The 24927-nt window shown below is 55.7% G+C and carries 20 protein-coding genes, 1 tRNA gene and 1 other RNA gene; 16 read left to right on the top strand and 6 right to left on the bottom strand.

Features of this window, described 5'->3' with window-relative positions:
- Positions 1 to 50 precede the first annotated feature (50 nt).
- A complete protein-coding gene (locus CQ018_RS15655; protein ID WP_258142651.1) occupies positions 51 to 1547 on the bottom strand; it encodes a helix-turn-helix transcriptional regulator in 1497 nt (498 codons plus the stop codon).
- A 230-nt stretch (positions 1548 to 1777) separates the two neighbouring features.
- Here CQ018_RS15655 and CQ018_RS15650 point away from each other — a divergent pair, with 230 nt between their 5' ends.
- The 7 genes from CQ018_RS15650 to CQ018_RS15625 all read left to right on the top strand — a co-directional run bounded on the left by CQ018_RS15650 (position 1778) and on the right by CQ018_RS15625 (position 9144).
- On the top strand, positions 1778 to 3061 hold the full coding sequence (locus CQ018_RS15650) for a CynX/NimT family MFS transporter (RefSeq protein WP_258142650.1): 1284 nt from the start codon (positions 1778 to 1780) through the stop codon (positions 3059 to 3061).
- Between the two features lie 52 nt (positions 3062 to 3113).
- Complete coding sequence (locus tag CQ018_RS20605) at positions 3114 to 3278, top strand: PH domain-containing protein (protein WP_258142649.1); 165 nt, start codon at positions 3114 to 3116, stop codon at positions 3276 to 3278.
- The gene (locus CQ018_RS20600; RefSeq protein WP_258142648.1) at positions 3269 to 3487 is read left to right on the top strand and encodes a PH domain-containing protein; all 219 of its coding nucleotides are present in this window, start codon (positions 3269 to 3271) and stop codon (positions 3485 to 3487) included. Before CQ018_RS20605 ends, CQ018_RS20600 begins: the two co-directional genes overlap by 10 nt.
- 197 nt (positions 3488 to 3684) lie before the next feature.
- Positions 3685 to 4293: a thymidylate kinase gene (locus tag CQ018_RS15640; protein WP_105550975.1), complete on the top strand. Its 609-nt coding sequence runs from the start codon at positions 3685 to 3687 to the stop codon at positions 4291 to 4293.
- Between the two features lie 308 nt (positions 4294 to 4601).
- The gene (gene aceA, locus CQ018_RS15635) at positions 4602 to 5903 is read left to right on the top strand and encodes an isocitrate lyase (protein ID WP_105550944.1); all 1302 of its coding nucleotides are present in this window, start codon (positions 4602 to 4604) and stop codon (positions 5901 to 5903) included.
- Between the two features lie 133 nt (positions 5904 to 6036).
- Positions 6037 to 7674: a malate synthase A gene (gene aceB, locus CQ018_RS15630; protein WP_105550943.1), complete on the top strand. Its 1638-nt coding sequence runs from the start codon at positions 6037 to 6039 to the stop codon at positions 7672 to 7674.
- Positions 7675 to 7932: 258 nt separating this feature from the next.
- On the top strand, positions 7933 to 9144 hold the full coding sequence (locus CQ018_RS15625; protein WP_258142647.1) for an MFS transporter: 1212 nt from the start codon (positions 7933 to 7935) through the stop codon (positions 9142 to 9144).
- Here the strand turns inward: CQ018_RS15625 and CQ018_RS15620 are convergent.
- The gene (locus CQ018_RS15620; protein ID WP_105550942.1) at positions 9141 to 9809 is read right to left on the bottom strand and encodes a YoaK family protein; all 669 of its coding nucleotides are present in this window, start codon (positions 9807 to 9809) and stop codon (positions 9141 to 9143) included. The two genes, CQ018_RS15625 and CQ018_RS15620, sit on opposite strands and share 4 nt — an antisense overlap.
- A 358-nt stretch (positions 9810 to 10167) precedes the next feature.
- On the opposite strand from CQ018_RS15620, the gene CQ018_RS15615 reads away from it, so the two are divergent.
- Together CQ018_RS15615 and CQ018_RS15610 are read left to right on the top strand one after the other, a co-directional pair.
- Positions 10168 to 11532 carry an amino acid permease gene (locus tag CQ018_RS15615; RefSeq protein ID WP_374954213.1) on the top strand — a complete coding sequence of 455 codons (1365 nt, stop codon included), beginning with the start codon at positions 10168 to 10170 and terminating at the stop codon, positions 11530 to 11532.
- Between the two features lie 192 nt (positions 11533 to 11724).
- Positions 11725 to 12447, top strand: a complete 723-nt coding sequence (locus CQ018_RS15610) for a DsbA family protein (protein ID WP_105550973.1) — start codon at positions 11725 to 11727, stop codon at positions 12445 to 12447.
- On the opposite strand, the gene CQ018_RS15605 is transcribed toward CQ018_RS15610, so the two are convergent.
- On the bottom strand, positions 12444 to 13175 hold the full coding sequence (locus CQ018_RS15605; protein ID WP_105550940.1) for a LytR C-terminal domain-containing protein: 732 nt from the start codon (positions 13173 to 13175) through the stop codon (positions 12444 to 12446). The genes CQ018_RS15610 and CQ018_RS15605 overlap by 4 nt on opposite strands.
- Positions 13176 to 13181: 6 nt before the next feature.
- Positions 13182 to 13481, bottom strand: coding sequence for a type II toxin-antitoxin system VapB family antitoxin (locus tag CQ018_RS15600; protein WP_105550939.1), 300 nt, complete (start codon positions 13479 to 13481; stop codon positions 13182 to 13184).
- A gap of 180 nt (positions 13482 to 13661) precedes the next feature.
- On the opposite strand from CQ018_RS15600, the gene CQ018_RS15595 reads away from it, so the two are divergent.
- The 3 genes from CQ018_RS15595 to CQ018_RS15585 all read left to right on the top strand — a co-directional run bounded on the left by CQ018_RS15595 (position 13662) and on the right by CQ018_RS15585 (position 17228).
- A complete protein-coding gene (locus CQ018_RS15595) occupies positions 13662 to 14684 on the top strand; it encodes an isopenicillin N synthase family oxygenase (protein ID WP_105550938.1) in 1023 nt (340 codons plus the stop codon).
- Positions 14685 to 14818: 134 nt separating this feature from the next.
- Positions 14819 to 16537, top strand: coding sequence for a cell wall metabolism sensor histidine kinase WalK (locus tag CQ018_RS15590; RefSeq protein WP_105550937.1), 1719 nt, complete (start codon positions 14819 to 14821; stop codon positions 16535 to 16537).
- Positions 16538 to 16709: 172 nt separating this feature from the next.
- Entirely contained in the window at positions 16710 to 17228 is a 519-nt protein-coding gene (locus CQ018_RS15585; RefSeq protein ID WP_146111929.1) for an Hpt domain-containing protein, read from the top strand.
- 22 nt (positions 17229 to 17250) lie between these two features.
- Here CQ018_RS15585 and CQ018_RS15580 read toward each other — a convergent pair whose 3' ends face one another.
- A complete protein-coding gene (locus tag CQ018_RS15580; RefSeq protein ID WP_181149922.1) occupies positions 17251 to 18015 on the bottom strand; it encodes a response regulator transcription factor in 765 nt (254 codons plus the stop codon).
- A 276-nt stretch (positions 18016 to 18291) separates the two neighbouring features.
- Positions 18292 to 18376 (bottom strand) — tRNA-Ser (locus CQ018_RS15575).
- A 188-nt stretch (positions 18377 to 18564) separates the two neighbouring features.
- On the opposite strand from CQ018_RS15575, the gene CQ018_RS15570 reads away from it, so the two are divergent.
- From CQ018_RS15570 to CQ018_RS15555, 4 genes are all read left to right on the top strand, one after another.
- Positions 18565 to 20133, top strand: coding sequence for an HNH endonuclease signature motif containing protein (locus CQ018_RS15570; protein ID WP_105550935.1), 1569 nt, complete (start codon positions 18565 to 18567; stop codon positions 20131 to 20133).
- 49 nt (positions 20134 to 20182) lie between these two features.
- Positions 20183 to 20279, top strand: an RNA gene (gene ffs, locus CQ018_RS15565) — signal recognition particle sRNA small type.
- Positions 20280 to 20328: 49 nt separating this feature from the next.
- Positions 20329 to 21249: a tRNA glutamyl-Q(34) synthetase GluQRS gene (gene gluQRS, locus CQ018_RS15560; RefSeq protein ID WP_105550934.1), complete on the top strand. Its 921-nt coding sequence runs from the start codon at positions 20329 to 20331 to the stop codon at positions 21247 to 21249.
- 10 nt (positions 21250 to 21259) lie between these two features.
- Entirely contained in the window at positions 21260 to 24844 is a 3585-nt protein-coding gene (locus CQ018_RS15555) for a DNA polymerase III subunit gamma and tau (RefSeq protein WP_105550971.1), read from the top strand.
- Positions 24845 to 24927 lie beyond the last annotated feature (83 nt).

The raw sequence follows: 24927 nt of genomic DNA, 5'->3' as shown, positions 1-24927 counted from the left end.
GCAGAGCGCGGGTGCTCACTGAGCCTCGAACGTGGCCGACGCCCCCGTGCCTAACCTTGTGCATGGTGGGATAGGAATGAATACACTTCGGTCTCATCCACGCCAGGGAAGGCGCCCTGCGGCATAGCTGCCAACAGGTGGGTTTGTGCCCTGGCGCTTGGCCAGGCAAATCCCGACCATTCTTGGCGTAACGCTAGGGGTGGCCGGCGGCAACACGAGTCGTCCGGGCAGGTGGACTTTGATCGTTCCGTGGTGTCCCGGCCGCGGAACCACTTCACGTGAACATAGGGAACACCAATACTCAGCGAAAACTTTCCAGTATTTGACCGTTCGGTACGTGCTGTGCACCAGAAGGTCCCGGCGGTGGTGTCGGTGTATTGGTTATAGGCACTGAACTGATCGGGAACGTCAAAGACCTCACGACTGGTCCAATATTTGCAGACCGCTTGTCCTTCGATGGCACCCATGTGGTCCATGGGGAAATTTACGCCATCGTTTTCATAGGCCTTGTGGATGATTCCAGACTCATGGACCTTTTGGAAGTGCACGGTAATGCCCAAATGCTCCGTGGCCAGGTTGGTGAAACGGTGAGCAGCTGTTTCATAGGAGACTGCAAAGGCATCACGGATATCTTCGACGGCTAACTCGCGGGCACTTTTTGCCTTTTGTAGGAAGTCGACCGTCGCCTTTTCCGGCATCATCAAGGATGCAGCAAAATAGTTGGTTGCTACTCGTTGGCGTAAAAACTCTGCATAATCACTGGGCGTCGAGTGCCCAAGCACATGGTGACCGAAGGCCTGGAGCAAGACCGAACGAGTTGAGTGTTCCGAACGCTGCGACTGGGTGAGATAAATACGCATGTTTTTCAGGTCGGTCACCGAACGAGTTGAATGCGGAAGATCCGAAACGCTGTGCAGTGAGAACCCTAGATGCCCAGCAATATCGGCAACCTGATGGTGTGAGAGGGGCCCGGTGGAGTGGCCAATGGCCTTGAGTACTTTGGCAGCTTCCTTTTCAATCTCCGGAAAATAGTTATTCCGTTCACGCATCTCATCACGCAGCTCAACATTCGCCCTGCGTGCTTCTTCCGGAGTCGCGGATTGTTCGTTGAGTCTGCGTTCAAGTTCTCCTTGCAAACCGACCAAGGATTCAAGCACATCCATGGGGAGCCTTGAAGAGATGCGAACCTTGGGCAAACCCAAGGATTGGTATAGCGGACCACGCTGGGCACGTTCGAGTTCAATTTCCAATGCCGCACGTTTTGTGGGGGGTTCTGCCCCTAATAGTTCATCCAGGCCCACACCGAAGACCGCGGCCAGGGACTTGAGCATGCTCAGTTTGGGTTCACGCTTGCCGTTCTCCATCAGGGAGAGCTGGCTGGGTGCCGTGCCAACGGCCTCCGACAAGTCGTCCAGGGTCATGGCCTTGGCCTTGCGGAGATGGCGAAGACGCCTGCCTAGCGAAATGACGTCCAATTCTTCGGCGTCTTGCGCAGAGAGGGTACTTTTTTCGGGTGCTGCGATCCGATTCCATGTGGGAGTGCTCACAGCCTTAGAGTATGCGAAGATCTCCCCTTCTTTCCAGAACTTTCACCAATATGTCAGTCTTTGACGCATAACGGAGGAAAGAAACGCAAAATAGTGCATTTCAGATGGTGGGCGGCGCACTAGCTCAACCTCGATCACGCGCAACCGGTCGTAGCACCGCGTAGTACTACCTTCTACAGCGCCAATGCACGACTCCCTTTCGGTAGGCTGGCGGCGGAACCGTATACGTATTGCCACGTCATTTATCGATTCTCATTCTTTCAAAGGAGCTTGTCTCGGATCCCCGCCCAGCCCCGCGCACCTCCCTTTTCTGGGTTATCGCAGGAATCGTGGTTGTTGCGTTCAGTCTGCGAGCGCCGATTATTGCTCCGACCGCGGTGATCGCTAATATTCAGGCCGACACGGGACTTTCGAGTTCTGGTGCGGGTCTACTGACCGGGCTGCCCATCTTGCTCTTTGCCTTGGCTACACCACTAGCTACCCGAGCCATCCGCAGGTTTGGTCCGGAAACAACAATTATTTTGTGTCTGACCGGGGTCATGGTTGGAACCGTGGTGCGTTCCTTGGGCTCTACCTCGTTGCTCTTGGGCGGAACGGCGTTGATTGGTGCGGCCATGACCTTGGGGAACATTGCTATCCCCGTGCTGATTCGCCGGGATGTGCATTGGAATAAGATCCCCACAGTTACCGGAGCCTACTCGGCAATCATGAACATCGGCTCCATGGTGACCTTGCTGGGCACCGCACCGTTGGCCGCTCTTATGGGGTGGCGTTGGGCCATCGCTTCATGGGCTGTTATTGCCGCTCTGGGCCTTGGATACTGGTTGGCCCGGATGCGCCGGGAGCGAGCAGTTCAGGCCGCATTGCCCAGCCCAGTAGCGGTGTCTGAGAAGTCCCCTTCACCCACGATTATCGTCAGGGGTGCTTCCTCAGCAAAGACTGGTGATCTGCGTCTTTACCGTCGGGTTGTTGCCCTCTTGATAGCCGCATTCTGTGGTCAGTCAGCGGCGTACTACGCGACAACCGCATGGTTGCCACTGTTGCTCTCTGAATCACGTGGCTTACCCCAGACCTCATCCGGCGCTACCGCCTCACTATTCCAGATTGCCGCAGTCATCGGTGCGTTCGGTGTTCCGCTACTCGCCCATAGGACTAAGTTGTGGGTAGCCACTGCCGTCGTGGCCGCATGCTGGGTTTCGCTTCCGATCGGTTTACTCTTGGCTCCCGATGCTTTCATGGTGTGGTCAATTTTGGGTGGCATTGCTCAGGGCGGTGGATTCACCGCGATTTTCTCGATCATTCCGAGGGTTGCAACAAGTGATTCCCTCATGGCCTCGGCTTCTGCCAAGGTCCAGGCCGGTGGCTATTTGGCAGCTACATTCGCCCCGTCGTTTGCCGGTTGGCTCAACAGCAGCACTGGTTCTTGGAATGCCCCGCTGTTACTCATTCTTGGACTGACACTAACTTTTAGTGTTTGTGCGTCGATTGCCGCGAGGATCACCGAGCGGCATTAGCGCCTGGAGCAACCGTGCGAAACTGTCCTGCACAATCGACATTGTCGCTCGTATGATCGATTTTAATAACGCTTGTGTTTTCAAACTCAGCCCGTGCAACATTCAAGACATCGCCGGCGAAATCACGCAGCTTTTGATTCAGGGCGAAGAACTCCTTGCCGCCTTCAAGGCGCACGCGACTATGTGGTTTTCACTAACAAACGGCTCATGGCGGTAAACGTTCACGGAATCACCGGGAAGAAGCGAGACTACACTTCGTTGCCATATTCCAAGGTTCAGGCGTTCTCCGTGGAAACCGCTGGAACTTTCGACCTAGATGCCGAGTTAGATCTATGGTTCAGCGGTTTGGGCAAGGTACGTCTTGAGTTCAAGGGGCAGGTGGATGTGCGCGCGCTTTCCCAGCTGGTTGCCGCCTACATCTTGTGAGGGTACTGTATCGCCCCTCATTCATGGCAAACACCCAGCTTCAGCGCGGTACCGATGTAGTCACCTCATTCGTTGAATCTCACGAAGAGAATACTCAACTACCGCTGCCTCGGAGCCATATGTCAGAAACGCTAATCCCAGCGCCCCTTCTCACCGTTGAGCCTTATGGGGAAACTGGAGTATGCGACCAAAGCATCATGCAACGGCCCGCATACCCGCGCACCATTGCGTTGCTGGGGATCGACGGTGCCGGGAAATCTACCGTGGCACAAATGTTTGCCACCGATCTTCGAACTACGGGTATGTCGGCCCAAATCATGCGTAACCCGAGTGGACGGCGCTGGGCTTCCCGGATGACAGCGCGCTTTGGTGCCCAGCTAAGTCCGCTTTGGGCTAATCGTCTTGAATGGGCGGTGCGCTGTGCCAACGTTCTCTATGCCCATGGGCGTGCCACCCGGTTCCCCGGTATAACGGTGATGGACAGGCATATTCCCTGTCAGTTGGTGTTGCAGGCCCTACGGGGTTTTCCGACCGGGCGCATCTTGCCTTGGTTATTTGCTCGGCTTCCGCGCCCGGAGGTCATCGTTTTGATTGATGTCCCTGCGGAGCTTGCCTACCAGCGCATCATGGCCCGCGGGGAAGACCACGAAGCCATGGATTATCTACTGGCCGCTCGATCCGCCTATTTGGGGCTTGCCCGCCGCCGCGGCTGGCACGTTGTCGACGGCTCGGGATCCCCGCGCAACGTAGCCGATGCGGTTGCACGTGCGGCATTGCCGCTCGGTTCTACAAGGCTGTTCGGCTAACGGCTCGCTCGCGCGGAATCCGTCCATCTATAGATCGCTTGTTCTTGTGGCTTCGGAAATATTCAACTGACTTTCAACCGATTCCGCACCGTCTGAAGAAGTTTTCGGTTTTCTCATGCTTTTGTTGTGGCACGGAGCACTTCTTATGGTTTTGGAAAGAAACGCAAATCTTTCCACTAAGACTCTCTTGGCAGCGCTTGCGAAGTGCGGAAATGTAGTTCTTACGCAGAAAGAACGCCGGAACAACCTACCGGGATCAGAGCAAACGATCCTGGACCGGCAACCGGCAATCAAGCAAGGAGAAGGCAATGACCGAGCAGAACTCGACCGAGAACCGTATCGCAGCAATCGAACAGGATTGGGCAACCAACCCCCGCTGGAATGGTATTACTCGTGATTACTCGGCAGCCGACGTTGTGAAGCTTCAGGGCTCGGTGCAGGAAGAGCACACGCTGGCTCGCCGCGGCTCCGAAAAGCTTTGGAAGCAACTCACCGAGGAAGCACCGACCGGTGGCTACACCAACGCATTGGGCGCACTGACCGGCAACCAGGCAGTACAGCAGGTCAAGGCCGGCCTGCGGGCCATCTACCTTTCGGGTTGGCAGGTCGCAGCAGACGCCAACCTCTCCGGACACACCTACCCGGACCAGTCCCTCTACCCGGCCAACTCGGTTCCACAGGTTGTCCGCCGCATCAACAACGCACTGCTCCGCGCAGACCAGATCGAGCACGCAGAAGGCATCAAGTCCGTTGAAGATTGGCTCGTGCCAATCGTCGCCGACGCAGAAGCCGGCTTCGGTGGCCCACTAAACGCCTACGAACTGATGAAGTCAATGATTTCCTCCGGCGCTGCGGGTGTTCACTGGGAAGACCAGCTCGCCTCGGAAAAGAAGTGTGGTCACCTCGGTGGCAAGGTTCTGATCCCGACCCAGCAGCACGTTCGCACCCTGAACGCAGCTCGTCTGGCCTCAGATGTCGCAGGTACCCCTTCGGTAGTCATCGCCCGCACCGACGCCGAGGCAGCGACCCTGATCACCTCGGACGTTGATGATCGCGACAAGGAATTCGTCACCGGCGAGCGCACCGCGGAAGGCTTCTACAAGGTTCGCAACGGCATCGAGCCATGCATCGCCCGCGCTAAGGCTTACGCACCGTACTCGGATCTCATCTGGATGGAAACCGGCACCCCGGATCTGGAACTTGCCCGCAAGTTCGCCGAGGCAGTCAAGAAGGACTTCCCGGACCAGATGCTTTCCTACAACTGCTCCCCTTCCTTCAACTGGAAGAAGCACCTGGACGATGCAACCATCGCCAAGTTCCAGCGCGAACTCGGCGCCATGGGCTTCACCTTCCAGTTCATCACCCTCGCTGGCTTCCACTCGTTGAACCATTCGATGTTCGATCTGGCTCACGGTTACGCTCGCGATGGTATGAGCGCCTACGTTGAACTTCAGGAAGCAGAATTCGCTTCCGAGGCACGCGGCTACACCGCAACCAAGCACCAGCGCGAAGTCGGCACCGGCTACTTCGACGACATTGCAACAGTTCTTAACCCGAACGCATCAACCCTGGCACTGGTGGGATCCACCGAAGCCGGCCAGTTCCACTAAACACCGCAGCGGTTTACCACCGCGGTATCCCGTGGGGTCGGCAATGATGCCGGCCCCACGGGGTTTCACCCATCTCTACAATTTTTTGGCACACCGCCACCCACAAAATTTTGATTTTCGAAGGAGTCCAGCCATGAACGATCCCATCACCCTGAACGGTATTACTTTGGTCGCTGCGCCGGTTCGCCGGCAGGAGGAGGTCCTTACCCCTCAGGCGCTGGACTTCCTGGCTCAGCTCCACAAGGCATTCGACTCACGTCGCGCCGAATTAATGCAGACACGCCAGCTGAACCGAGCCCGGATTGCCAATGGTGCCGATCCGAAGTTCCGCCCCGAGACCAAGCACATCCGTGAAGATGCTTCCTGGCAGGTAGCTCCCATCGCTCCCGGCCTGGAGGACCGCCGCGTGGAAATCACCGGCCCCACCGACCGCAAGATGACAATCAACGCACTGAATTCCGGTGCCAAGGTTTGGCTTGCCGATCTTGAAGACTCCTCCACACCCAACTGGTCAAACGTCATCAACGGCCAGCTGAACCTGCGCGCAGTACTTGATCGCAACATCGATTTCACCTCCCCGGAGGGCAAGGAATACAAGCTGACCGGTGGAAAGCTCACCGACATGCCAACCATCGTTGTCCGTCCCCGCGGTTGGCACCTGCCAGAAAAGAACCTGTTGGTTGCCGGCAAGCCGATCTCCGGCGCCTTGGTTGACTTTGGTTTGTACTTCTACCACAACGCCCAGCGTCTGATCTCACAGGGCCGTGGACCGTACTTCTACCTGCCGAAGATCGAAAACCACCTCGAGGCACGTCTCTGGAACGATGTCTTCATCCTGGCTCAGGACCTGGTTGGTATCCCGCAGGGCACCATCCGTGCCACAGTGCTCATCGAGACCATCACCGCGGCCTTTGAGATGGAAGAAATCCTCTACGAACTGCGCGAACACTCGGCAGGCCTGAACGCAGGTCGCTGGGATTACATCTTCTCCATCATCAAGAACTTCCGCTCACGTGGCCCACGCTTTGTACTCCCGGACCGCGCAATGGTCACCATGACCGCTCCGTTCATGCGCTCCTACACCGAGCAACTGGTCCGTGCCTGCCACCGCCGCGGTGCCTTGGCCATTGGCGGTATGGCTGCCTTCATCCCCAACCGCAAGGATGAGGCAATCAATACCGTGGCCTTCGAGAAGGTTCGTGCCGATAAAACCCGCGAAGCCAACGACGGCTTCGATGGTTCATGGGTTGCCCACCCGGATTTGGTTCCTGTTGCCCGTGAAGTCTTCGATTCGGTTCTAGGAGATAAGCCGAATCAGCGAGATCGCACTCGTGATGACGTGACCCCGGACGATAAGGGACTGTTGAATATTGCCGCTACCGAAGGCAAGATCACTGAGGAAGGCATCCGCAATAACATCGAGGTTGGCATCCGTTACATGGAAGCTTGGTTGCGTGGAAATGGTGCAGTTGCCATTCACAACCTCATGGAAGATGCGGCAACGGCCGAAATCTCCCGTTCACAGATCTGGCAGTGGATCCAGCAGGCAGCAATCACCGATGAGGGTGAACTGATCTCACGAAGCTGGGTTGAAGATTTGACCGAGGAAGAATTCGATAAGCTCTCACGTTTTGAGGGGGATCGCTTTGAAGACGCACGCGAAATCTTCGAAGCCTGCGCCCTGCGTGAGGACTTCCCAACTTTCCTCACCGTCCAGGCCTACAACCGTTACCTACATGAAGCCAAGGCACCGGAAAAGGTAAACGCCTAGCAACACACTTGGTGGGGGGGAAGCAAAGAGGTTTCCCCCCCACCAACACAAATTTCATAAACTTCGAAGATCCCCACTCGGCAGAGCTGTTTGAAAGGGGATCTTCGTTTTTGTGTCTCATCATGACACTTTGCCCACCATGGCACGTGCGTTCACCCACATAGGGACCGACTCCGCGCGTCTCGGGCCTAGGGTAGGTCAATAATGAATTGAAGGACTTAGCTCCCAGCACGCATCAAAAACCACAGAAGGAACTCGTTGAGCAGCCAGCATCATCAACCCACGAAACTTTTCACCCGGGATTTTGTGCTCGCTTCAATCGCCAACCTGTTCATTTCCATGGTGTTCTACCTGCTGATGACTTCTATGGCGCTCTATGCGGTTGAGCGCTTCCACGCCTCGGATAGTGCAGCGGGTCTTGCCTCGAGTGCATTCATTATTGGCTCGGTGTGTGCGAGGCTCTTCGCCGGAAAATTACTGGCCTTGTGCGGGCGCAAACCACTCTTACTTGCTTCACTGGTAGTCTTTGTTATTGCCTCGGTGCTATACATCCCCAGCAATTCACTGTGGCTGTTGCTGATCGTGCGCTTTGTTCACGGAATGGCCTTCGGCACCGGCAACACAGCGCTTGCAACAGCGGTCCAGAGCCTGATTCCACCGGCTAGGCGCAGCGAAGGAACCGGCTACTTTGGGCTCTCAACAACGCTGTCCACAGCAGCTGGCCCATTTTTAGCGGTGTTGATGGCCGCGGATGGAAACTACAATGCAGTTTTCCTCTTCTGCTCAATTTCCTCGGCGGTTGCCCTGCTGTTCTGTCTCATGCTGCGTCTGCCAGAACCACCCAAGAAAGCCTCAAAGGAACATCCCGGGGCTCGTCGGGGCGGATTCATACGCTCAATTATTAGCCCCGCCGCATTACCAATCTCCTTGGTGCTCTTGGTGTGCGGAACCGCCTACTCGGGAATTATTTCTTTCCTTGCCCCGTATTTGATTTCGGCTTCCATGACCGAGGCAGCCAGCTGGTTCTTCTTAGTTTATGCGGTCATGGTGTTGGTATCACGGCTTTTTGCTGGCCGTATCCAAGATCGCAAGGGAGACAATTCGATCATGTACCCGCTACTGGTGGTCTTTGCCCTGGGAATGGCTTCGCTTGCCCTGCAACCAGGGAACTTGAGCATAGTAGCGGCCGCAATCCTTACCGGATTGGGCTTTGGCGCCCTGATGCCCTGTGCCCAAGCAATAGCCGTATCTGCGGTATCCCCCGCCGAGATGGGCGTGGCAACCTCAACATTTTTCCTTATGCTTGATCTAGGTGTCGGATTTGGTCCGGTAGTTTTGGGGCTAACCATTCCGCACCTAGGCTATACGGGAATGTTTGGAATTCTTGCGGCGTTCTCGGCCGCCGGAATCGGCCTCTACTACGCGGTCCATGGACGTCATGCTCGGGGTCCACAAAGCGTGAGAGCTTAGTTTTTAACCCGGAATATTCGTCGCGGGCTATCCCGATAAATTGCGATCAGCGTCCATAGAACCATGGCAATCGCCGCAATCCACAAGCTCATGAGTCCTAGGTTCACGTAGGTCAGCGCACCAATGAATGAGCCCAAGGTAATCATTGACCACAAGGCAGCATAGGGCAACCACGCCCAGCGGGCTCCCCCGGTTATTGCCGTAGCAAGATGCTGTCCAATTTTCACTAAGGCACCTGTCATATACGTCAAGCCCACGCTCACCTCCCCACGTCGCGTGTAGGTAGCGTTGACTGCTCCCATTGACATTGCCATAAATACTGCAACCCACGTCCCGACTCCGTTACCCAGAGTGAAGAATGCTGCGGCAAGCAACAGGATAGAAGAGGTCGAGAGCACCGCGGCACGGCGTTGCACCGAAGCCACCTGACTTGCCAGTGTTGCGGCAGCAACTCCCGTGACAAAACTTGCGACTAACCCCATGGCTAGTGCCCACCCAGCAAAGTTTCCTTGCGCAAAGTCGGCGCTAGAACGCGTCGAGTTACCGCTCATGAACGAGACAAAATAGCCACCAAAATGGACGAACGCTATTCCATCGACAAAACCCGCAATCCCTGTCAGCCCACTGGCAAAAGCAATCTCTCGCCACCCCAAAGATCGGGCCATAGATAAATCTCCCTCTTTCCTTGGCTTAGGATCGAAAACAGCCCAACTAATTAGGCGATTTCTCGCGGTTTGCTCCAACATTCCGGACAGTTCCCCACCGATCTAGTCTAGTGGCCGCGGAAAATGCCATTCAATAAGCACCATTCACATCCTCACTTCGGGGAAACAGGCCTTGTAGGTGTTTGCCTAAACGCGAACCAATTGCCGAGCCGCTAAAAGTGATACACGCCACCAGATCATGCCCTAAGTCAGATGCACACTTACCATGGAAGAAGCCCCCTTCAACTAAAGGTTTATTTTCGTGCCACAATTCGCTCAGGCGCTTGCCCGTGGACTCAACGTCCGACACGTCCGTTTCATGGCCCTTGGCTCGGCCATTGGAACCGGCTTGTTCTACGGTTCCGCCTCGGCGATCCAGGCAGCCGGTCCCGCAGTACTTCTCGCCTATATGATCGGTGGCGCCGCCGTTTTCATGGTGATGCGCGCCTTGGGCGAGATGGCGGTCCGGCACCCAGTGTCCGGTTCATTTGGCCAGTACGCCTCAAAATACCTTGGGCCCTTCGCCGGTTTCATTACCGGCTGGACCTTTGCCTTCGAGATGGCGATTGTTGCAATAGCCGACGTGACCGCCTTTGGCATCTACATGGGGTTCTGGTTCCCCGATGTACCGCGCTGGATTTGGATCTTGGCGATCATCTTTATCATTGCTGCACTGAACACCATGAAGGTCAAGGTATTTGGTGAGACAGAGTTCTGGCTTTCACTGATCAAGGTCTCAGCAATTATTGCCATGATCGCCGGCGGTATTTTGATTGTCGTCTTTGGCTTTGGTCTTCCAGCCGAAGCAAACCCGGGGATCGGCACCATGCTGGCCGCCGGAGGGTTCTTCCCCAACGGATTCTGGGGCCTACTCGCGTCCTTCTCAATTGTCATGTTTGCCTTTGGTGGCATTGAGACCATAGGCATTACCGCTGGCGAAGCCGAAAACCCCAAGCAGGTAGTACCTGCAGCGATCAACACCGTTCCGGTCCGCATCCTGCTCTTCTACGTGTGCACCCTCGGCATTTTGATGATGATCTACCCGTGGAACCAGATTGGCACCGAGGGCAGCCCCTTCGTGCAAATCTTCGACAACTTGGGGATTCCGGCAGCCGCCCACATCCTCAACGCCGTGGTGATCACAGCCGCAATTTCGGCTATCAACTCGGATATCTTCGGCGCCGGGCGGATGATGTTTGGTCTGGCACAGCAGGGTCACGCACCTTCCTCGTTTGCAAAAATTTCTCGCAATGGCGTCCCCTGGATGACGGTAGTCACCATGGCTTCGGTGCTGCTCATCGGCGTTGTGCTGAACTACGTCATGCCAGAATCCCTCTTCTTGATCATTGCCTCCATCGCTACATTCGCGACGGTTTGGGTGTGGGTGATGATTCTGCTTTCGCACATCGCCATGAAACGACAAATTGCTCGCAAAGCGCTGGCGCCTTCCGAATTCCCCTCCCCATGGTGGCCCGCGGCTTCCTACGCGGCCCTAGCCTTCATGGGCTTCGTGATCGTGCTCTTGGGGATTATGCCCGGCACACGGATCGCACTACTCGTGGGAGTCGTGTGGATTGGGCTGCTATTTATCGCCTACAAACTGTGGGTACGGGGCAAGGGTCACGAACGTGCAGAGCTTGTTGACGAGACGGGCGTCGAATACGTTCCGGAGAATGTTTCATAAACACGCGCACCTCTCATGGGAATCATCACAGCTAATCAGCTGTCATGACACCTATTTTCACCTAAACTACTGCCTGATAAGTATGTATGCCCTAACCGGAATTTTTTCTTCGAGTGACTCTTGGCCCACTCGAACCGGATTTAAAGCACCACGTGCGGGAATAGCAGCGGGAGCACCTTGGTTGACGCAATCATGACTGAGACTCGACTAAGCGTTGATATTTATTCCGACATCGCCTGCCCTTGGTGCTTCATTGGGAAGCGCCGATTCGAAAAGGCGGTACAGGCGTTGCCTTTTGGTGAAAAAATCGATGTGAAATGGCATGCTTTCCAGCTCGACCCCTCGCTACCCGAACACTATGATGGCAGCGAACTAGATTACCTCGTCAAGGCCAAGGGAATGCCCGAAGATCAGGTTGCGGGAATGTTGCAGCATGTCACTGCACAGGCCGAAGCTGAGGGATTGAGCTATGACTTTGAGGCGCTACGCCCTGCGAACTCATTCACTGCACTACGCCTATTGGCTCTAGCCAAGGAGCGCGGACTCGGTGGCGAAATGAAGGAAGCCCTACTCTCGGCTCATTTCGAAAAGGGTCTGGACACCGGCGATAAGAAAACTTTGCAAGCCATCGCGCAGCAGGTAGGACTCGAGGCCACGGAGGCTGCCGAGGTGCTGGGTGGCGATAAGTACGCTGATGAAGTTCACAACGACGGTGTTCGCGCCCGCGAGATGGGCGTCACCGGTGTTCCATTCTTCATTTTCGAGAACAAGTACGGGGTATCTGGTGCCCAACCTACCGAGGTCTTTGAACAGGCTCTCTCCCAGGTGTGGAAAGAAATCGGCGGTGAGTCCTTGCGGATGATGGCAACTCCATCTACAGATGGTGAAGCATGTGGCCCTGAAGGCTGCAACTAGTCGGTAGTTTTAGGCTTCTTAGAAGCATCAGCCGGTTCCGGCTTTTCCGGTTCCGGCTTTTCCGGAGCCGGCTTTTCCGGAGCCGGCTTTTCCGGAGCCGGCTTTTCCGTTGGCACGCATTCAAGCTTTCCGGGCTTCTTATTGACCTTCTTTTCTTCAATAAGGTCCTTGTACTCGGTACCGATCACTAGGTCTACCGAGGTCCCTAAACGTTTGGGATCAAATACGTAAGTCAGGCCCTTGACCTGTCGCTGAAGAGTCATAGCCTGGGCGTAGCCGTCTGTCCCCGAGGTTACAACACCAACGATATTGGTTTTGGATAAGTTCACATTCCCAACTTCCCCCACGGCAAAGCCGCGCTTCTTGAGTTTGGTCGATGTTGCCCCGGCAAGTCCAGCGATTTTGGTTCCGTTCATGACGTTGACCTTCATCTTGGCCGGCTCCATGTATTTGAGTTCGCCTACCGGACAAGACGCATCAACTGCCACGGGTTTTTCGACTACGGGTTTGGGCTCAAGTGCATCGATAACTATGGCGCGTGTATTGATGAGGTAGGCACCTACTAGGGCAATCGCCAAGATCAATACAGTAAGAACCAAAATGGCGCCGTGACGGATCTTCCGGTTCCTTTTAAACTTTTCATCTATGGAAAATTCTGGGCTCGCCAGCTCGTCTTCAGTGATGATCTGGTGTCCATGCCATTCATTCGGATTCGAGTCGCGTGCCATCGCCGATTAGTCCTCCAAGACCAAGACACGTGCGTGAAGAATCGAACGCTGGTGCAAGGCGGTACGTACCGCGCGGTGGAGCCCATCCTCAAGATAGCGAGTCCCGCGCCACTGAACCACATGGGGGAAGAGATCTCCAAAGAACGTTGAATCTTCGGCCAGTAATGCGGCAAGATCCAACATGCTTTTGGTCGTCACCAATTCATCGAGGCGCACCTGCATGGGTGGAACTGCCGACCAGTCCCGAGGAGTGATGTAGCCATGGTCAGGGTACGGGCGTGAATCGCCTACAGATTTGAAGATCACTGCACCAGCTTAGGAAACTTCCGAGCTCAAATCGCCTGATTGGCCAATTATGTAGCCGAGTCGCGCATTTTTCCTGCGATTCACAGCATATTTCAAGGTGGACGACTCAAGAATTCATACTTCTGCATATGAGGTCATCAAAGATGTCACATTCGAGGTTCCCGGGTGCAACCTAGAGTCATGAACACAACTCTTACCTCGGTTCCGGTCCTCGATATGTCTTTAGCACGCAACGCTGCTGGAAAATTCGATGACAACTTTATTTCGGCATTGCGCGATGCCGCCCATAATGTTGGCTTCTTTCAAATCACTGGTTTCGGCTCCCGCCCTGGCCAAACCGGCGAGCTACTCAAAACAATTTCTGAGTTTTTTGCCCGCCCAGTTACGGAAAAGCTTGAACTTGATAACCGTACATCGGCTCAGTTTCGGGGATATACTCGGCTCGGTGCAGAAATAACTCGTGGCCGTGTAGATTCACGTGAACAAATAGACTTTGGCCCTGATCGGGAGCCGCTCAACGAAATTCCTCAAAACGCCCCCTATCTGAATCTACAGGGCCATAATCAGTGGCCCGCGACTGTCCCCATGCTTCAGACCCTTGCCATGGATTGGGCAGAACTCATGCAACGGGTCGGGGCCGAGCTTCTTGCAGCTTTGAGCATCGGCTTGGGACTGCCCGAAGATTACTTCGCTCATGCTTTCTCTCCCGATCCGGCTTGGATGGGCAAATTGGTTCACTACGTAGGCGGTGGGCTTGTGCCAGAGGCTGGAAATCAAGGAGTGGGCACCCATGCGGACTACGGTTTCATTACCCTCCTGCTACAAGACTCAGTAGGAGGTCTAGAAGTTCAACCATACGGTCAGCAGGAATGGCTCGCCGTGGAACCCATTGACGGGGCGCTAGTCGTGAATCTTGGTGAAATGCTCGAGGTAGCAACAAATGGTTACCTCATGGCCACCATCCACCGAGTTACAGCACCTCCTGCCGGAGTAGACCGCTACTCGGTTCCATTCTTCTACTCTCCGCGCCTTGACTCCGTTATTGATCAAGTTCCGCTACCGAAAGAACTCGCGGATGCGGCACGTGGCATTTCCGATGACCCAGAAAACCCGATGCTCGCTTCTTATGGTGCAAACGTGCTCAAAGGCTGGTTAAGAGCTCACCCGCAGACAGCAAAAATCCACTACCCCGATCTCGTGTAAGGAAAATTCAGTAGCGAAGTAGGTACGGACGACAAGCATCCATAGAAATATCGGTTGCCTTGGAAAGGCTGTCCTGAAGGTGTTTTACCAAGCCAAATACGAGATCATGGGGGCCAGTCATTATGCTTTAGAACATGAGTACCTCTCCTTCTCACAAGCTTCAACGCCATCTGGTGGTTAGCCAGTTTGACCGAGTCTGGCACTTGGTCACCGGAGGTACTTCATTTTCCGACCTCCCGGTCAGGCGGAAGGTTGTTCTTTCCCAACTACCGATGTTTTTAGCGGTGCTTTTCACCTGTGTCATTGCGCAATTCTCGAATAGGGATGAGATCTTTGGTGACTATTTATTCATCATTGGTCTCGTACTTGTAGCAGCTAGCACCGTTGCCTCAGGGGTCGTCCCCTGGGATAAGTTTCGCTACGAATTCACCTACTTAGTCATCCCGAGCTTCGGGTTTATTGCTGCTTCATTTATCTCAATAGGCGCCTCACAGTGGCTTACCGGTTTGACACTGCTGGCCGGATTCCCAATTTTTTGGTTTGCGTGGTCCGGCGCCTGCCCCCGCATTACCCTGGCTTTGTCCTTTCTCGTCCCATTTGCCACAGCAATATTGCAGCTCGTCCACCATGGAATTCCTTTCACCGTCGTCACGGTCATTAGGCCCATCTTGGTGCCAGTCTTGCTCTTAGCTCTTGCTACAACCACGGTGATCGCCGAATACAACACCACGCTCAAAGATTCCCAACTACGCAGCACCTTGGCCGATAGTAAACGTCAAGCAGACCTGCTCAACGCGATTCTCAACGCCGCAAATGTTGGCCTTGTAGTGGTGGATCGTGATGGCAACGATGTGCTCATGAACGAGATCCAGCGAGTACAGCATCTTCATGCGATACCTCAGAATATCGAAGACCCCACCGAAGCACAGTTGCTGGTTCGCAGGGTATTGCCAAATTATGAGCCCGATACTTCGACAATGGCTCCCTCCGACCGACCAGTGCTGAGGGCCATTAACCGTCATGAATTCAGCGACGAGTTGATCGCGCTGGGGCCTCTAGAAGATCCTAGATACCATTCGACGTCGGCACGTGGGCTCTTCGACGAATCTGGTGCTCATGATGGTGCCGTGGTTGTGTTTAAGGACGTGTCTGAGATGGTTGAGGCTTCTAAAACGAAAGATCGATTCCTGGCCAACGTCAGCCACGAACTTCGCACTCCGCTAACCTCGATCATGGGGTATTTGGAGATACTTGAAGACGATCCACATTTTAATACCAAAACAAGAAATTCTTTGGGTGTGATATCCCGAAACACCGACAGGCTTTTGAACATGGTCAACGATTTGTTGGCGGCAGCTGCCGGGAAACATAAGCTGGCTTCGGCCCCGCTAGATCTAGGGGCACTTATTGCTACGCGCCTAGAATCACTCATCCCGCGTGCTGCCACAGCAGGAATCGAACTGTCTCACGGTCCCCTCAATCATGAGCAGGTTCATGGTGATTCCTTGCGCTTAGGCCAGGTCATCGACAATTTAGTAACCAACGCTATCAAGTACTCAAATGCTGGGGATTCTGTGCGCATTGAGATGGAAAGTGATAGCGCTCAGATTCGATTCACAGTAATTGACACCGGACACGGAATTTCTGTCGATGCTCAAAAGGAGATCTTCACCCGGTTCTTTAGAAGTGAAGAAGCACGTCGTTCCGGTTTACCCGGAGTAGGCCTTGGGTTGGCCATCACCAAGGAACTAGTGGAAAGCCATGGCGGAAACATAGCTTTGAGTAGCGAACTGAGCCAAGGCACACGGGTAATCGTGAGTATTCCACGTCACTTCCCGGGCCAGCCTGTCTAAAAGCAATGTTTCTAAAACGCAGAAACGGGTCAAAGATCCCCAAGATCTTTGACCCGCCTGAGCCGCTAGTCGGTAGCCGCTAGTGCCCCCAAGGCATTAGCGACTTCCCACGGCCATCCTGCAAAGGAATGCCTATCTTCCCCATCCACGTGATCTGTACTGTATCCGTAGCGTGATATTGACTATTCCGTGCCAATATCAATTTCACCGCAAGGTCTCGGACAACTTTTCCACAATGATGACGCAGGTTCATTTAGCAACTTCTTGCGCAATCCTTGAGCCTATGGGGTACCTGATCATGAGCTTTAGCCCGGAGAATGTCAGCATGGCAATGTCAACCGGTGCGCTGGATTCCATGGTGTGCCCCGGGACTCTAGATAAATTGGCAGAGGATCTGGGCGACGAGTACACATCTCGATTTGTCATGCAGTTTTGCGCTATGCTGCCAACACGGCTCAGCCGCCTAGAAGAAGCAATGCGGGGAATCAATAGCGTTGCGGGCCAAGACGCAGCATTGTCCCTGAAATCTGGTGCATTTATGGCAGGTGCTACTGCTTTGGCCGAACTTGCTGAAGCCCTATTTCGAGCTTTTAGAGACGGGTTGTTTGATCATTTGTCGGAGCTCATAAACCGGGCCCGCGAGATCGGTTTGCGTTCTATTCAGATTCTTTCGAACCGCTTCAACGAATAGTTGAACCACGTCCAAAACAACGCTATCTCTTGGCTGCCGACCGGTACCCAACGCCGCGTACAGTTTCAATCCAGCGCGGCTCAGCTGCCGAGTCACCAAGTTTGCGACGCAGGTTCCCCAAATGCACTTCCACCGATCGTTCATCGGAAGCCGAGACAAACGTTCCAGAATGGCTTTCTTCATCACGCAGGCGACGAACCAAATCACTTTTGGTGCGAATATGTCCCGCAGAGTCCAATAGAGTCTCAAGCAAGATAAATTCCGTAGGCGTTACGCTCTTAGGCTTCCCCTCCACCTCAACGGTGTAGGTTGCGGAGTTCAGCGTCAACCCGTTGAGCGCTTGACTAGTTTCTTGGATTTCTACGGTTTTCGCTTCTTCAGCATTGACGCGGTCTTGCGTAAGGGTCTGAGCGCGTACTCCGCGTCGGCGCATAATCGCATCAACCCGAGCCCTGAGTTCTCGTGGGCGGAAAGGTTTGGTGACATATTCATCGGCACCCGCCTCAAGACCCAGCACCGTATCAATTTCATCGGTACGAGCAGTAAGCATCACGATGTGGGCGTCGGACACCGCACGAATGCGACGTGCGGTTTCAAAACCATCAATATCCGGTAGTCCCAGATCTAGGGTCACCAAATCTGGATTGTGCTGCGCGACAAGCGCTACACCATTGATGCCAGATTCGGTGGAGAACACATCAAAGCCCGATTGTTGCAGGACCACTTCAAGTAATCCTCGAATATCCTCATCGTCTTCGACAATGACTGCCATTCGCTTTTCGCTCATCGGGCGTACCCTTTCCCCAGTCCGAAATACCGTCTCTTGACGGTTCAAGTACTTCGCCAGTCTATTGACTTCGGAACTAAAGTTCAGGGAATAGCACCTGTAATGGGTTGCAAGTCTCATATATTGGACAAACTAAAGCGCAATTCGGATATTGGGGGAGCATTATCACTCCGCTCTGCGCTCACCCCTCTATACGCCCAAACCCGTGACGTCGAAACAAGGCGCAGTTCTTAAAACAGTAAGACCCCTGATTACTCAGGGGTCTTACTGTATCCGCGGAGGATGGGGGATTTGAACCCCCGAGGGCGTGAACCCAACACGCGTTCCAGGCGTGCGCCATAGGCCGCTAGGCGAATCCTCCAGCTTGCTTCTAAAAGCAGGTTCTAGCATAGCGGACATTTCCGGAGACGACGAATCGAGAATTATGCGCCCACTAGCTAGGAGCAATTTTCGTAAATTCTTGGCACTATCCACCACACGATACGAACCCTTTCCAACGTCCTAAGTTCTCCACAACCCCGCCCTTTCCGCCCCATCTATTTGTCCGTCATGCTGGAATCAATTATGGGAAAACTTGCCGCTCACCAGACAAATACGGGGCCAGAGCGCCCAGACATACCGCCAGCGGGAGCTCGATATTGCCCCGATGCAGATGGTAACTGGATCGCTGGCATCGAACGCCTGCTCTCCACTGACCCTCTACGCATTGCGGTTACCAAGCTCACATCATTAGGTACACCAAAAACACCTGCCGCGGGACTGAACCAACTACGTTCCATCAGTGAGATTCGTGCAATGCTCGACGGGCTTGAGTCAATGGTCCTTGCAGATACAAGTGAGATGGTCCAACGAGGTCTGCCGACTCCCCTCTCGGAGGAAAACCCAACACTCTTTGATTACAAGCAAGAAGTTGAGACCCATGGATACCCGATCTCACGATTAGATCAAGATCTCAACCGTTCCTCATTTGTTGCCGAGGCAGCTATGGTGAGCAGGTCCTCGGAACGAGCGACCTTCAATAAACTCGCAACAGCCGAAGGGCTACGTTATGTTCACGAGGATTCACTCTTTGAATTGTGTCGCGGGACAATTACCGGGCGCACAGCCGGAGCACTAGTGAAACAAACCCGAGACATCCCCCTGGCGACCGCCAAGCAAATCGAGGCATCGCTGCTTCCCACGGCACTGACAGCCTCGGATGCTTCAATGGCGCTACGCATTAAGCGCCAACGCGAAAAGCTACACCCCGAGCCTGCCGCCCACCGCAGAGCTCGTGCCGAGGGCGGCCGTTCCTTGATGTGGTGGCCGGAGGCAGACGGGATGGCGATTCTTCAAGCCTATTTACCTGCCGAAGATGTACTGGCCATCTATAACACCGTAAACACTCATGCGGATCGCCTTTTGGCAGCCGAGGAAGAGCGCGGAGTAGGCCAACTACGAGCCGATGTCTTTCGTGACAGCCTCATTGACGGTTGGCCGGCAACTAAAAACAAACACTCGGCACTCTTCGTGGGGTTAACCATCCCAGCTCTCGAATTACTGACCAATCCGGAGCGAGGCATCGCCAGTCTTGAAGGTTATGGCCCTATTCCACTTGGTGCCGCGCTAAAACTTGCAGCCAAAGCTCCCGCACTCAAAGCGATTCTTACCGATCCATGGACCGGGGCAATCCTTGATTTGGGCCGCAAACGCTACAAGCCTTCGAAGGCTTTGCGGGACTTTTTGCGGGTACGCGATGAACATTGCAGGTTTCCGGGTTGTCGGCGAGCGCCAATGGTTTCGGAAATTGATCACATCGAGGCGTGGGCCAAGGGCGGTACGACGAGCGAGCAAAACGTCGAGTATCTATGCAAACGGCACCAGGTCTACAAACACGTTCTGGGGTGGGAAGCCGTATATCTGGGCAATGGGTGTATTCAGTGGCGGACCCCGCACGGAGTAACCCAGCTGGAGTTACCCGATGGTCTCGTGTATCCCCATGCGCTGAATCCAGTCCCTGAGCCCGCACAAGAAATGCTTCCAATGAACCATCTAGACGCGCAAACCCGACGTTTACTAGGCTGGGATGAGCACGAGGTGATTCCCGGTTTTCCAGAAAATGAATCAGACCATCTCTAACCTCCTCCCACCGATTTACGGCCGCGGGCATTGATCGGGTAGACTATTTGACGGCCCCTCATGTGGTGTCATCCTGTTGAACTCCCCCAGGACCGGAAGGTAGCAAGGGTAGATGGGCTCTGGCAGGTGCATGAGGGGCCTTTACTGTCTTCCCTTAGAGGTCAAGGCGTAAACGATGTAAGTAAAGGAGTTCTCATGGGTGCCGGACGTTTTGCCCCTAGCCCCTCCGGCGAACTTCATCTAGGCAACCTACGCACAGCGATACTTGCATGGCTTTTTGCCCGTTCCACTAACCGTGCTTTCCTGATGCGTGTTGAAGATCTTGACCGGGCCAGAGCCGGTGCCGAAGAACTCCAACTAGCCGATCTGCGCGCCATTGGGTTGGATTGGGATGCTCCGAGTGTCCGCCAATCGGATCGAGCAGAAATTTATGCTTCGGTCATCACGCAACTGCGTGAACACCGTCTACTTTTTGAATGCTTCTGTACGCGCAAGGATATTTCCGAGGCCTCAAGTGCACCGCATGCAGCACCCGGGACCTACCCGGGAACCTGTCGTAACCTCACCCCAACCCAGCTGGCCGCCAAGCGTGAGGTACGCCCGGCCGCATTGCGTCTTCGCAGTGAGGCTACCGAGTACACCATCACCGATGTCTTGCACGGAAAGTTTACTGGTGTTGTTGATGACTTTGTGGTGCTGCGAAATGATGGGGTTCCGGCATATAACCTTGCCGTAGTGGTTGACGATGGACTCCAAGGTATCGATCAGGTGGTGCGCGGCGATGACCTGTTATCTTCGGCTCCCAGACAGGCTTATCTTGCCAACTTACTCGGCTATCAAATACCTGTTTATGCTCATGTCCCCCTGGCGTTAAATACCGAAGGTAAGCGTTTGGCTAAACGCGATGGCTCGGTGACCCTTTCCCAGCTTGCGGTGCACGGGATTGATGCACAGCAAGCCCGGTCCATGATGCTCGCCTCTCTGGGATTGCCAACTAATTCTTTACAAGCCGCGCTGGCGGCCTTTGATCCAGCACTTCTACCCACACAACCGTGGGTGTTGACAACCGATCCGGCAAGCGAGCGTGGGATGCGCATCGCACCGGAAAACCGATAGGGTGGCCATCGTGAGTACAGCTCTTTACCGTCGCTACCGTCCCGACAATTTCGCGGACGTGATCGGACAGGAACATGTCACCACACCGCTGATGACTGCCCTGGAAAAGAACCGGGTCAATCATGCCTACCTCTTCTCGGGTCCGCGCGGTTGTGGAAAGACAACGTCCGCCCGAATCCTTGCCCGCTGCCTAAACTGCGCGCAGGGTCCAACGCCGACCCCGTGTGGCACCTGCCCCAGCTGTGTTGAGCTGGCCAGCGGCGGCCCGGGTTCCCTTGACGTGATCGAAATTGATGCTGCCTCCCACGGTGGCGTTGATGACGCACGTGATCTGCGCGAACGAGCAACCTTTGCCCCGGTGCGTGACCGCTACAAGATCTTCATCATTGATGAGGCCCACATGGTCACCTCGGCGGGCTTCAACGCCCTGCTAAAGATCGTTGAAGAGCCACCAGAGCATATTAAGTTCATCTTCGCCACGACCGAGCCCGACAAGGTCATTGGCACGATCCGTTCGCGTACCCACCATTATCCGTTCCGTTTGGTGCCGCCCGAGCCGCTTATCAAGTACCTCGAATACTTGTGCACCGCCGAAGGTGTAGCGGTAGCTCCGGGTGTGCTGTCGCTGGTGATTCGTGCCGGTGGCGGCTCCGTTCGTGATTCCTTGTCAGTGCTTGACCAGTTGATTGCCGGCGCCGGACCTAACGGTCTTGATTACGAGCTCGCGGTATCCCTGCTGGGCTACACCCACGCTTCGCTGCTTGACGACGTTGTCGATGCACTTGGCGCTGGCGATGCGGCAACGGTCTTTGGTGCGGTTGACCGCGTGGTGCAGACGGGTCATGACCCACGCCGCTTTGTTGAAGATCTGCTCGAATGCTTCCGCGATCTGATCATTGTGCGCGCTGTTCCCGATGACGCTGCCCAGATTATTCGTGGGTTGCCCGAGGATCAGCTGCAGCGCATGCAAGAACAAGCAGCAGGACTTGGTCAGGCAGAGCTGAGCCGTTGGGCCGATATCACCAATACCGGCTTGACGGAGATGTCCGGGGCCACCTCCCCGCGCCTGCATCTTGAACTATTGTGTGCTCGTTTGCTGCTTCCGGCATCCGATACCACCGAGCGTGGCATCAATGCTCGCTTGGATAAGATTGAACGCCGCTTGGCCGGATCCACGGACAGCTTTATCTCCACCGGCGCGGCCGACGGTGATTCTTCGGCACCACGCTCCGATGCCTCCGCCGAGGCGCAGGGCCAAGGGGCCGCTGCCGCGCGCGAGGCGCAGGGCCAAGGGGCCGCTGCCGCGCGCGAGGCGTTACGTGCCGCCCGAGAACAAAAGCAGGGTGGTGCACCGGGAGCATCAGAGCCGGCAGTCATGCCGATAACCGAACCAGAGGCGGAGGCACCACAAGCACCTGTGGCCGCCGAACCAACCCCGGAGCCGGTTCACGAAACACCGGTACCGGTAGAAGTACCGGATGCTGTCGAGGTTGTGACACCGAGTTCTACGGCAGCACCCGTGGCTCCAGCACCAAGTGCCGATACTGAGCATTCTGCCGATTGGGGCGGCAGCTGGGGTCCGGTTCCAGATACCCCTGCTAACCCAGTGACCGAACCGGTGAATCCTGCCCAGGGCACCCCGGTACATCCACCGGCGGATGTACCCCCGTTTAGTATCTTGCCCGACCGCACTCCAGAACCGGCAGAGCAAGCTGCTGCACCGGCACCGGCACCGGCACCGGCACCGATTCAGCAAAACGCTGCAATGGCCGAGTTCACCAAGCGTGCCATGGAGGACCAGGCACTTCGCGAACGCGAAGCCCAGGAACATGCCTTCCAAGAAGCCGAAGCCCGTAAAAAGGTTGAGGCCGAACAGCATGCTGCACGAGAACATGCTGCCCGCCAAGAAGCAGCAGCAGCCCAACGTGCCGAGCAACAAGCCGCCGCAGTACAGCAGGCTCAGCAGCAGCAATCCTCGCCGCAACAAGCTGCGCAACCTGCAGGTGAACCACAAACCCAGCAGGCAGGCCAATTCCAGGGTCAACCTCAGCAACAGCGTTTTGCGCCGCAACACCCGGGGCAGCAGCAGCCCGGACACTTCCAGCAACAGCCACCAGCAATGCAGCAGGCGCCCCAGCAGGAACGCCCCGCACCGCACCAAGGCGCACCCACGCAGCAGGCTCAAGCGGTCAGTAGCGGTCCAGGCTCGGTGGCAACATTCCAGCAGGCATGGCCGGCGATCCTTGAGGAGATCAAGGGCGTTACCCGCCGCCTCTGGATGACTTTGGAACCGCATGCTTCGGTCACCGGATTTGATGGCCGCACTTTGACCATTAGCGTGGCAAACCCCGGGGCCTTGAACTCATTTGCCTCACGTCAAGAAAATATTATGATTCTTGGCCAAAGCATTCAAAAGGTCGTTGGCGTCCAGGTGGAACTGGCAGTAGTCGCGGGAGGAACCGCACCCGCGGGTGGTTCGGGCCCAAAAGTTGATCGCCGGCCCGAGCCGGCGGTGACCTCGAGTCCAGCTGAACCTGCACCACAGCAACACACCGCCGTTCCTTCCACTGGTGCGCCCCAACAACCTGCCCCCACCCGGTGGGGTTCAACATCATCGGTAACTAGCCCACCAATTTCCAGCGCACCAGCCCCGGCCGCCCAGCCCTGGGGTACTGGGCAGACGCAGCAGAACCAGCAGCCCGAGCGCGGGGCTTCGATTGAGGCGCCTGCTCTTAGGGCTCCGGAGGCAATACCTGAAGCGCCAACGCCACCGGTACTGCATGACTATGCTCCTGCCCAAAGCGCGGTAGAAGCTACAAACATTGTGGTTCCACCAACGGCACCGGTATCTGAACCAGGCCCCTACTCAAATGAGGATCCCGGGTTCGGCCCGGAACCCAGCTACGATTCCGATCCGTGGGAAGACACCGGCGGAGACTGGGACCCGGACTCCGTACCGGTACCCGATTGGGAGCCCGAGGGTGGCGGATCGGCACAGGTGGCAGAACCTGCGTGGGGCACCGAGTCCGCGGCGCCACTGCCCATCTCGACGGAACTCCCCCCGATCCCACCGCCGGCAACGCCCAAGGGGTACGTTGCCCCGGCTCCTTCGCTCGGCGCTGCCGACCGTCCGGTAGCTCCCCCGCCGGGAGCACCCGCGGCCACCTGGGGCATGCCCGTAACGGTGCCCGAGCCTGAAGCCGTTCCAATTCCAGTTGCAGCTCCTACCAGTGGTGGGCCGCTGAGCCGGTACCAACGGTTGATGAACCGTGCTGCTGGCATTGCGGATGCACCTATGCACTCCCCTGCACAACAAATGCCCACTGATCCGGCGGCAGGCGCCTGGGGTGACCCGGCGGATGCACCGGATTTTGCCCGGCCTCGGAGCACAGAAACCCCGGCAAATCCAGCCGTTGTTCAGCCCACACCGGTAGAATCTGATGATACGGAATTTGTGCCAAGTGATGATGACATCGAGGTCGAGGATTCTTCATTGATTGGAGTCCCTGCCATTGAGCGTATCCTCAAGGGCCGGATCATCGAGGAACGTGATCCTCAGGGCAATGTGATCGAACGGCCCAATAGGGCTCGTTAAATGGGTCACCACGAACACATGGCTAAAATGTCGTGCCGGGACGGTAGTCTCACCTACGGCGGGTCAGCAAAACAGCAAGATTA

This window comes from Arthrobacter sp. MYb227 (assembly GCF_002975435.1).
In the GTDB taxonomy this organism is placed as follows: Bacteria; Actinomycetota; Actinomycetes; order Actinomycetales; family Micrococcaceae; genus Paeniglutamicibacter.
The sequence above is the reverse complement of the archived record's forward strand: the minus strand, read 5'-3'. Positions and strand labels throughout refer to the sequence as shown.